This window comes from Citrobacter sp. Igbk 14, assembly GCF_028069825.1.
Classification (GTDB): Bacteria; Pseudomonadota; Gammaproteobacteria; order Enterobacterales; family Enterobacteriaceae; genus Citrobacter.
The window spans coordinates 25541-35322 of record NZ_JANEWM010000051.1 but is presented as its reverse complement, the minus strand read 5'-3'; the positions used below and the strand labels follow the sequence as shown (position 1 = coordinate 35322).

The 9782-nt window shown below is 51.5% G+C and carries 7 protein-coding genes; 1 reads left to right on the top strand and 6 read right to left on the bottom strand.

Annotated features, from left to right (window positions below; all coding sequences use genetic code 11):
- Positions 1-290: 290 nt before the first annotated feature.
- Positions 291-1079: a uroporphyrinogen-III C-methyltransferase gene (cobA, locus tag NNN64_RS17680; protein WP_271442218.1), complete on the top strand. Its 789-nt coding sequence runs from the start codon at positions 291-293 to the stop codon at positions 1077-1079.
- On the opposite strand, the gene NNN64_RS17675 is transcribed toward cobA, so the two are convergent.
- The 6 genes from NNN64_RS17675 to sdhB all read right to left on the bottom strand — a co-directional run bounded on the left by NNN64_RS17675 (position 1058) and on the right by sdhB (position 9771).
- Positions 1058-1951, bottom strand: a complete 894-nt coding sequence (locus NNN64_RS17675; RefSeq protein WP_271442217.1) for a PocR ligand-binding domain-containing protein — start codon at positions 1949-1951, stop codon at positions 1058-1060. The genes cobA and NNN64_RS17675 overlap by 22 nt on opposite strands.
- A gap of 257 nt (positions 1952-2208) precedes the next feature.
- Positions 2209-3078 carry a succinate--CoA ligase subunit alpha gene (sucD, locus tag NNN64_RS17670; protein WP_005122544.1) on the bottom strand — a complete coding sequence of 290 codons (870 nt, stop codon included), beginning with the start codon at positions 3076-3078 and terminating at the stop codon, positions 2209-2211.
- Positions 3078-4244 carry an ADP-forming succinate--CoA ligase subunit beta gene (gene sucC / locus NNN64_RS17665; RefSeq protein ID WP_003022927.1) on the bottom strand — a complete coding sequence of 389 codons (1167 nt, stop codon included), beginning with the start codon at positions 4242-4244 and terminating at the stop codon, positions 3078-3080. The genes sucD and sucC overlap by 1 nt, the downstream gene beginning before the upstream one ends.
- 91 nt (positions 4245-4335) lie before the next feature.
- The gene (gene odhB / locus NNN64_RS17660; RefSeq protein WP_271442216.1) at positions 4336-5559 is read right to left on the bottom strand and encodes a 2-oxoglutarate dehydrogenase complex dihydrolipoyllysine-residue succinyltransferase; all 1224 of its coding nucleotides are present in this window, start codon (positions 5557-5559) and stop codon (positions 4336-4338) included.
- A 14-nt stretch (positions 5560-5573) separates the two neighbouring features.
- Positions 5574-8375, bottom strand: coding sequence for a 2-oxoglutarate dehydrogenase E1 component (sucA, locus tag NNN64_RS17655; RefSeq protein ID WP_271442215.1), 2802 nt, complete (start codon positions 8373-8375; stop codon positions 5574-5576).
- A 679-nt stretch (positions 8376-9054) separates the two neighbouring features.
- On the bottom strand, positions 9055-9771 hold the full coding sequence (sdhB, locus tag NNN64_RS17650; RefSeq protein ID WP_271442214.1) for a succinate dehydrogenase iron-sulfur subunit SdhB: 717 nt from the start codon (positions 9769-9771) through the stop codon (positions 9055-9057).
- Positions 9772-9782: the final 11 nt, after the last annotated feature.

Sequence of the window (9782 nt, the reverse complement as noted above, 5' to 3'; positions counted from 1 at the left end):
ATCCATGATTTGTTCATACTGATGGCGGATAAATATTAACCAATAATACTCAAGCACAACAATAAACACAATTTAATTAAGGTTAAATTCAGACACATAGCGCCAATAAGTTCTTAATAATTTTTCAAGTCATCTTGTTTATTGTGGAAAAAACTTTGCGAGATTAATCAATATTATCCTTGCGATAATTTAGGAAAATTTAGCGTTATAACTTACAGGCAAACGACTGCTTTTAATCATTCTCCGGGGTGGTTCTGCCTTTTTTTGTTAGACGTGATAAAGGACACAATGTGAAAACTTTCGGAAAGGTCTGGCTCGTTGGCGCAGGTCCCGGTGATATTTCATTACTCACCCTCAAAGCAGTGATGTGCATTAAACAAGCGGATGTCATTATTTACGACAGGTTGGTCAATCCTAAGATTCTGGAATGGGCATCCGCTGACTGTGAGCTTATCAATGTCGGTAAGAATCCAGGATTTCATTGCGTGCCGCAGGATGAAATCAATGCGCTTCTCGTTCAGTATGCCCAGACGCATCACAATATCGTGCGCTTAAAAGGTGGCGATCCTTACGTATTTGGTCGTGGGGCCGAAGAAGCTGAAGGGCTTATCGAGCCGGGGATTCCTTTTGAAGTCATCCCCGGTATCAGTTCAACCATTGGGGGATTAACCTGTGCCGGGATCCCGGTAACACATCGCGATTACGCCTCTGGTTTTCACGTGGTGACCGGCCATACACGCGAAGGTAACCAGCAACAGGACTGGCGCCAGCTGGCCAAACTGAACGGTACATTGGTTATCGTCATGGGTATCGCGAATCTGGCATTCATCTGTGAAGAGCTACTGATGGGCGGAAAACCGGCGGAGACACCCGCGGCCATTATCATGTCCGCGACCCGGGAGAATCAGCGCCGACTGACCTGTACTCTCGGATCGTTACTGAGCAATGCGCAGGAAGCCAACATTACGCCGCCTGCACTGGTAGTCATTGGTGATGTCGTCACGCTGAGCGATCGTCTGTCTTTCATTCCTGCCGCTATCGAACTCCCTGAACATCTTTACTGCGAGAGTCTGGCGTGACGAAAAGACTGGGGTGATGTTTGATGCGCCGCCCGGAAAACGCGACAAAAATAACTGGTTTGTGCGTACTGAAGTTTCCGGGCAATACTGTCTATTGAATGAACAGGATCATGTAATAACTCCCCCGCCTTTTGCATTTTTTTCTGATTTACCCAGGTTTTAAAATTAACGCCCTGACGCTTCTTAAAAAATCGACTAAAATAATTTGCACTTAAACAGACATGTGCTGCCACAGACTCCAGGGATAAGTCACTATACAAGTTATCATCAATATAACGCAGTGCCGCCAGTAGTTTTTTCTCATGACGAGAAAGCTCCGTAAAATAGTGTCGGACGCTACTTACCGGTTTATCGAATACCACTTCAGATTGTTTTCCTTGTCTATCAAAATTATTAACAATAAAATGCAATAAATTAGCCGATGCCACCAGCGTATTATTATCAACCGCAACAAGCTGATCCCACTCAGTTTTTATTTCAGGATCGCCCATCCATCGTAATTCATCTTCAACGACGATAGTTTTATATTCCTGGTACTTAGCCCGAACCTGACCACAGATAATAAAACCATGCAGATTCCCCTCATAAATTAATGGTATGGAGAACAAACTTAACCCTGCATGGCAGCTGAATATTCTGGGTTTACACTGCTTCAGTGCCTCAAAAGCACACTGTTTATCGCATGCCTGGCAACCAACACTGTAGCGTTTATTCGCTCTCATCAGCTTACAGAATGAATTAAAGTTATGGCAATCAGAGAGTGCTCTGCCTGTAACATCAACGACTACCGTTGCTAACCCCGTCGCATTGGAGAAAACTTCTGCTATAGAGAATAAACATGGTAAGTAATCATCCTGAATTTTCAGCGACACATCATCCTCCAACCTTAATATGACTAAAGGCGATAATATGCAAAATCCAGGCAAAAGAAAGAATGACGCTCACCGCAAAAAATAATCTCATTTGTGAAGATGAATGTGATCAAATTGCATGATGCGGGATGACAGAAAATAAAAAAGGCCATCAATAGATGGCCAACCATGTCGAAAACGAATCAGTCTTGCTTCCTTCGCGTAACAGCAGTTTTCTGCTACGCGAAAGAGTCGGACCTTATACTGCTTTTTGAGAATTACTTAATTACCGCTTTCAGCGCTTCGCCGATATCGGCCAGACTACGCACGGTTTTCACACCAGCAGCTTCCAGCGCAGCGAATTTCTCATCCGCTGTCCCTTTACCACCCGCGATGATTGCGCCCGCGTGCCCCATACGTTTGCCTTTCGGCGCGGTCACACCTGCGATGTAACCCACAACCGGCTTAGTCACGTGATCTTTAATGTACGCAGCCGCTTCTTCTTCTGCGCTACCGCCGATCTCACCGATCATCACGATCGCTTCAGTCTGCGGGTCTTCCTGGAACAGTTTCAGGATGTCGATAAAGTTAGAGCCTGGGATCGGGTCACCGCCGATACCGACACAGGTAGACTGGCCAAAACCGTAGTCGGTGGTCTGCTTAACCGCTTCATAGGTCAGCGTACCGGAACGGGAAACAATGCCCACTTTACCCGGTTTATGAATGTGGCCCGGCATGATGCCGATTTTACATTCGCCCGGGGTGATAACACCTGGGCAGTTCGGGCCGATCATGCGTACGCCAGCTTCATCCAGTTTCACTTTCACGGTCAGCATATCCAGCGTTGGGATACCTTCGGTGATAGTGATGATAAGCTTGATGCCTGCATCAATAGCTTCCAGGATGGAATCTTTGCAAAACGGTGCCGGAACGTAGATAACGGTGGCGGTTGCGCCGGTCGCTTCTACGGCTTCACGTACGGTATTGAATACCGGCAGACCCAGATGCGTGGTGCCACCTTTGCCAGGTGTAACGCCACCGACCATTTGCGTACCGTAAGCGATCGCTTGTTCAGAGTGGAATGTCCCCTGGCTACCGGTGAAGCCCTGGCAGATAACCTTGGTATCTTTATTAATTAAAACTGACATTATTTCCCCTCCACTGCGGCAACAACCTGCTGAGCTGCATCCGTCAGACTTTTCGCTGCAATAATATTCAGGCCGCTGTCAGCCAGTTTCTTCGCGCCGAGTTCGGCGTTGTTGCCTTCCAGACGCACAACAACAGGAACGTTAACACCCACTTCCGCTACCGCACCGATGATACCGTCAGCGATCAGATCGCAACGAACGATACCGCCGAAGATGTTAACCAGAACAGCTTTAACATTGTCGTCAGAGAGGATGATTTTGAATGCTTCGGTTACACGTTCTTTGGTCGCGCCGCCGCCAACGTCCAGGAAGTTCGCTGGTTCACCGCCGTGCAGTTTAACGATATCCATGGTGCCCATTGCCAGGCCCGCACCGTTAACCATACAACCAATGTTCCCGTCCAGTGCGACGTAGTTCAGTTCCCACTGTGCAGCCTGCGCTTCACGCGGATCTTCCTGAGACTGGTCGCGCATTTCACGCAGGTCAGCCTGGCGGAACAGCGCGTTGCCGTCAGCGCCCAGTTTGCCATCGAGGCAGATCAGGTCACCCTGTTTGGTCACTACCAGCGGGTTGATTTCGATCAGCGCCAGATCACGCTCCAGGAAAATCGTCGCCAGCCCCATGAAGATCTTGGTGAACTGCTGAACCTGTTTACCTTCCAGACCCAGTTTGAACGCCAGCTCACGCCCCTGATAAGGCATCGGGCCTGCCAGTGGATCCAGCGCTACTTTGTGGATCAGGTGCGGGGTTTCTTCCGCTACTTTTTCGATTTCTACGCCGCCTTCAGTAGAGGCCATAAAGACCACGCGACGGGAACTACGGTCAACCACTGCGCCGAGGTAAAGTTCTTTACCAATGTCGGTCGCAGCTTCAACCAGAATCTGGTTTACCGGTTGGCCATGTGCGTCTGTCTGGTAAGTGACCAGACGTTTACCCAGCCAGTGTTCAGCAAAAGCGCGAATGTCTTCTTTGCTGTTTACAACCTTCACACCGCCCGCTTTACCACGGCCACCAGCGTGAACCTGACATTTTACTACCCACGGGCCTGCGCCGATTTTAGATGCGGCTTCTTCGGCTTCACGCGGAGTAGTACAGGCATAACCCACCGGTGCCGGTAAGCCATAGCGGGCAAAAAGTTGTTTTGCCTGATATTCATGTAAGTTCATGTGTTCTGTCCATCCTTCAGGTAATCGTTATCTTTTACCCGTAGGCCTGATAAGGCGTCCAGGCCTACGGGGCAGGTGATACTCTTTTTGGTTACACGTCCAGCAGCAGACGTGTTGGATCTTCCAGCAACTCTTTAATGGTTACCAGGAAGCCTACTGACTCACGACCATCGATCAGACGGTGGTCATAAGACAGCGCCAGATACATCATCGGCAGGATTTCAACCTTACCGTCTACCGCCATCGGTCTGTCTTTGATGGCATGCATACCCAGGATGGCACTCTGCGGCGGGTTGATGATAGGCGTAGACATCAGGGAACCGAACACACCACCGTTAGTGATGGTGAAGTTACCGCCCGTCAGATCTTCAACCGTCAGCTTGCCGTCACGACCTTTTACTGCCAGTTCTTTAATATTCTTCTCGATGTCGGCCATACCCAGCAGATCAACATCACGCAGTACCGGGGTAACCAGACCACGCGGCGTGGAAACCGCCATGCTGACATCAAAGTAATTGTGATAAACCACGTCATCACCATCGATAGACGCGTTCACTTCCGGATAGCGTTTCAGCGCTTCAACAACGGCTTTAACGTAGAAAGACATAAAGCCCAGACGGATACCATGGCGTTTCTCAAACGCGTCACCGTACTGCTTACGCAGGTCCATGATTGGCTTCATGTTGACTTCGTTGAAGGTTGTCAGCATCGCGGTAGAGTTTTTCGCTTCCAGCAGACGCTCAGCCACGCGCTTACGCAGACGGGTCATCGGAACGCGTTTTTCACCACGTGCGCCCAGCGCAGGCTGTGCCGCAGGTGCTGCGGCCGGTGCTTTCGCTTCAGCTTTCGCCGCCGGCGCTTTAGCCAGATGTTTTTCAACATCTTCACGCGTAATACGTCCACCAACGCCTGTGCCGTTGATAGCGCTGGCTTCGAGGTTATGCTCACCCAACAGGCGACGGATTGCCGGGCTCAGGGCATCGTTGTTCTGCTCAGTGAGGGACGCCTGCTGGCGCTGCGCCGGAGTAGAATCTTTCTCTTCAGACTTGGCGCTGGTCTCTTTACCGGCGCTGTTGCCTTCACGCAGGCGACCGAGGATCTGGCGAGAAGTTACCGTTGTCCCTTCATCTTCCAGGACCGCATCAAGAATACCGTCCGCTGATGCCGGTACTTCCAGTACCACTTTGTCAGTTTCGATTTCTACCAGTACTTCATCACGACGTACTGCATCGCCCGGTTTTTTGTGCCAGGTTGCAACCGTTGCATCCGCTACGGATTCAGGCAGGTCGGGAACAAGAATATCTACGCTACTCATTATTTATCCTTTATTTAATCGACGTTCAGCGCGTCATTTACCAGATCTTGTTGCTGTTTCTGGTGAACGGACATATATCCTACTGCCGGAGAGGCAGAGGCCGGGCGACCTGCATAACGCAGAGCTGACCCAAATGGAATTACTTCACGGAAATGATGCTGGCTGCAGTACCATGCGCCCTGGTTAAGCGGCTCTTCCTGGCACCAGACAAAATCATGTACATGAGCAAACGGTTTCAGCGCTTCCTGCACCGCTTTATGCGGGAATGGATAGAGCTGTTCGATGCGTACAATGGCAACATCTTTTTGGCCATTCTTACGGCGTTGCTCCAGCAGGTCGTAATAAACCTTACCAGAACACATTACGACACGCTTCACGGCTTGTGGATCAAGTTCATCAATCTCACCAATGGCTGGCAGGAATGTGCCGTTCGCCAGTTCGTCGAGCGTAGACACCGCCAGCGGATGACGCAGCAATGACTTCGGTGACATCACCACCAGCGGACGACGCATACCGCGCAGCGCCTGACGACGCAGCATGTGGTAAACCTGTGCCGGCGTAGATGGGACGCAAACCTGCATGTTTTGCTCAGCACAAAGTTGCAGATAACGTTCCAGACGCGCAGAGGAGTGCTCCGGCCCCTGGCCTTCGTAGCCGTGCGGCAGCAGCATCACCAGACCGCACATGCGGCCCCATTTCTGCTCACCGGACGAGATGAACTGGTCGATAACCACCTGCGCACCGTTGGCGAAGTCACCGAACTGCGCTTCCCAGATGGTTAGCGTACGCGGTTCAGCCGTGGCATAACCGTATTCAAATGCCAGCACCGCTTCTTCAGACAGTACGGAGTCCCATACGCGGAACGTCCCCTGTCCGTTATGCACATGCTGCAGCGGCGTGTAGGTTGAACCGTTCGCCTGGTTATGAATTACCGCGTGACGGTGGAAGAAGGTGCCGCGACCGGAGTCTTCACCCGACAGACGTACCGGAATGCCTTCGTCAACCAGCGTGGCGTAAGCCAGATTCTCTGCGCCACCCCAGTCAAACAGCTTCTCGCCTGCGGCCATCGCCTGACGATCGCCATAAATCTTGGCAACGCGCGACTGCATTTCAACCGCTTCTGGTACGGTACTGATGCGTTTGGCCAATTCTTGCAAACGCTTCATTTCAACCTTGCTTGGGTAATTTTCATCCCACTCGTGGTTGAGGTACGGTGACCAAGTGAAGGAGTGCATGTTCATTGGACGCCACTCTTTCACGACACATTCGCCAGCATCCAGCGCATCACGATAGAGGTTGACCATTTCGGTCGCATCTTCCAGCGTGGCAACTTTATCGGCTTCCAGTTTGTCAGCGTAGATTTTGCGCGGGGTCGGATGCTTTTTGATTTTCTGATACATCAACGGCTGGGTTGCGCTCGGCTCATCGGCTTCGTTATGGCCGTGACGGCGGTAACACACCAGATCAATGAAGACATCACGTTTAAAGGTATTACGGAAATCCAGCGCCAGACGGGTAACGAAAGCAACCGCTTCCGGGTCATCCGCATTCACGTGGAAGATCGGCGCCTGAACCATCTTACCGATGTCGGTGCAGTACGGTGTAGAACGCGCATCCAGCGGGTTAGAGGTGGTGAAGCCTACCTGGTTGTTGATAACGATGCGAACGGTACCGCCCACTTCGTAACCACGCGCTTTCGACATGTTCAGGGTTTCCTGAACCACGCCCTGCCCGGTCACTGCCGCGTCACCATGAATGGTGATTGGCAGGACTTTATTGCTGCTCGGCTCGTCCAGCCTGTCCAGACGTGCACGTACCGACCCGATAACCACCGGGCTAACGATTTCAAGGTGCGACGGGTTAAACGCCAGCGCCAGGTGCACCAGACCGCCTTCGGTTTCGATATCTGATGAGAAGCCCATGTGGTACTTCACATCGCCTGTTCCGAGGTGTTCTTTATGTTTGCCTGCGAATTCGTCGAACAGTTCCTGCGGGCGTTTACCCAGCACGTTAACCAGTACGTTCAAACGACCGCGGTGCGCCATGCCCAGAACCACTTCACGGGTTCCGCTGTTACCGGCGTGGCGGATCATTTCTTTAAGCATCGGGATTAACGCGTCGCCACCTTCCAGTGAGAAGCGTTTTGCCCCTGGGAACTTCGCACCCAGGTAGCGCTCCAGGCCTTCAGCTGCAGTCAGTTCACTGAGGAAGCGTTTCTTCTCTTCACTACTGAATGCGGCACGCCCGGACTCGATACGCTGCTGAAGCCAGCGTTTCTCTTCGGTGCTGGTGATGTGCATATACTCGGCGCCAATCGGGCCGCAGTAGGTTTGTTTCAGTGCGACAACCAGGTCGCTCAGCTTCATGGTGTCTTTGCCACCGGCAAAAGAACCTACGTTAAAGCTTTCCTGAAAATCAGCGTCGGTCAGATCGTGGAAAGACGGATCCAGATCGGCCACATTTTCTTGTTGCCACAGCCCCAGCGGATCGAGGTTCGCATGCTGGTGACCGCGGAAACGATAGGCGTTAATGAGCTGCAGGACTTTAACCTGCTTCACATTGGCATCAGGGTCGGAAATAGAAGAAGAGTAACGTGGGGTAATCAACGCCTGTCGACGGAAATAATCACGTGTTTTTGAGTGGAGTTGATCCGGTTTGACTCCGGTACCAGGTAACTGCTGGAACGTCGAACGCCAGTTAGCATCTACCGAGTCAGGGTCGGTTAAGAAGTCTTCATAGAGCTGTTCTATCCAACTCTGGTTAGAACCGGAGAGGTAAGAAGAGTCCAACCAGGCTTTCAAAGCGCTGTTCTGCATCGTGATCCCTTAAGCATTTGTATGCTTACTTCGCCGTGGATACTACCACGCACACCGATGTGCGTGCCGGGGTTCACTTGCGAGCTCTTTTTGTTTGGCTCGCGAAGGAACCTTTAAAAACTGTCAGAGATAAGGGGCAGTTTTTAGAGGTTTCCTACATTAACGATTCGCCTGATGGCGCGTAGCTTTCAGGCCTACAAGGTACATAACCCGTAGGCCGGATAAGACGGTACGTCGCATCCGGCAACCATTGCCTGATGGCGCGTAGCTTTCAGGCCTACAAGGTACGTAACCCGCAGGCCGGATAAGACGGTACGTCGCATCCGGCAACCATTGCCTGATGGCGCGTAGCTTTCAGGCCTACAAGGTACATAACCCGTAGGCCGGATAAGACGGTACGTCACATCCGGCAACCATTGCCTGATGGCGCTTCGCTTATCAGGCCTACAAGGTACATAACCCGTAGGCCGGATAAGACGGTACGTCGCATCCGGCAACCATTGCCTGATGGCGCTTCGCTTATCAGGCCTACAAGGTACATAACCCGTAGGCCGGATAAGACGGTACGTCACATCCGGCAACCATTGCCTGATGGCGCGTAGCTTTCTGGCCTACAAGGTACGTAACCCGTAGGCCGGATAAGACGTTTACGTCGCCATCCGGCAACCACTACAACAACTTACGCACTACGTTTGAGCAGCATCGACTTAATATGCCCGATGGCACGCGTCGGATTCAGTCCCTTAGGACAAACACTGACGCAGTTCATGATGCTATGGCAGCGGAATACGCTGAAAGCGTCACTCAAACCGTCCAGGCGGCTGTCGGTCTCGGTATCGCGGCTATCAATTAAGAAGCGATACGCTGCCAGCAGACCTGCCGGGCCAATAAACTTGTCCGGATTCCACCAGAATGATGGGCAAGACGTTGAGCAGCATGCACATAAAATACATTCATACAGCCCATCGAGCTTCTCACGCTGCTCTGGCATTTGTAAATGCTCACGAGCCGGTGGATTTTTCCCATTATTCAACAAGTAAGGTTTAATCTTCTCATACTGTACGTAGAATTGCCCCATGTCTACCACCAAATCGCGCACAACCGGTAAACCCGGCAGCGGGCGAATGACAATCTTCTTGCCCGGCTGATTCAGCGCAGAAATAGGTGTGATACAGGCCAGTCCATTTTTACCGTTCATATTCAGACCGTCGGAGCCACAGACCCCTTCACGGCAGGAACGGCGGAACGACAGCGACGGATCTTTTTCTTTCAGCTGCATCAGTGCATCCAGCAGCATCATGTCGCGCCCTTCTTCCGCTTCCAGGGTGTAATCCTGCATGTGCGGAGCATCATCAACATCCGGGTTATAGCGATAAATTGAAAACTCGAGTCTCATTTTCCTGTCTC

Coding starts and splice junctions, on each gene's coding strand:
- sucD (WP_005122544.1), bottom strand. CDS start 3,078: ATGTCAGTTTTAATTAATAAAGATACCAAGGTTATCTGCCAGGGCTTC.
- sucC (WP_003022927.1), bottom strand. CDS start 4,244: ATGAACTTACATGAATATCAGGCAAAACAACTTTTTGCCCGCTATGGC.
- odhB (WP_271442216.1), bottom strand. CDS start 5,559: ATGAGTAGCGTAGATATTCTTGTTCCCGACCTGCCTGAATCCGTAGCG.
- sucA (WP_271442215.1), bottom strand. CDS start 8,375: ATGCAGAACAGCGCTTTGAAAGCCTGGTTGGACTCTTCTTACCTCTCC.
- sdhB (WP_271442214.1), bottom strand. CDS start 9,771: ATGAGACTCGAGTTTTCAATTTATCGCTATAACCCGGATGTTGATGAT.